The 423-nt window shown below is 61.0% G+C and carries 1 protein-coding gene; it reads left to right on the forward strand.

All coding sequences use genetic code 11. From position 1 onward, the window contains the following. Positions 1-147: 147 nt before the first annotated feature. Positions 148-423: Rid family hydrolase (locus EN780_RS37960; protein ID WP_128276673.1), on the forward strand; the 276-nt coding region annotated here is incomplete at its 3' end.

The following is a 423-nucleotide window of genomic DNA, read 5'->3' on the forward strand; positions in this document are numbered from 1 at the left end:
CGCCTCGCTCGACCAGCGGCCGGCCGCTTCGGTCGATCCGCGTCGGTGGCTGCGGGCTGGCGACAGGCACGCCGCATAGCCATATGTTTATCCATCGGAAGAACAGACTCCCAGAAAATTGAGACCACCATACAGGAGACCCGATGAATGCCGCTGCAATGCATCAACCCGAAGGACCTGCCAGTTCCGCAGACGTATAGCCAGGTTGTCGTTGCGACAGGCAGCAAGTTGGTATTCATCTCGGGCCAGGAGCCAGAAGACCTGGATGGCAAGCTTGTTGGCCGTGGCGATCTTGCGACGCAGGCGCGCCAGGTGTTTGCCAATCTCGGCCGAGCACTCGCCGCCGCCGGTGCGGCGCCTTCGCAGGTCAGCAGGATCACGATCTATGTCGTCAACTACAATCGCGACGAATGTCTGCCGATC

The sequence above is a fragment of the Mesorhizobium sp. M4B.F.Ca.ET.089.01.1.1 genome, from assembly GCF_004022605.1.
GTDB lineage: Bacteria > Pseudomonadota > Alphaproteobacteria > Rhizobiales > Rhizobiaceae > Mesorhizobium > Mesorhizobium abyssinicae.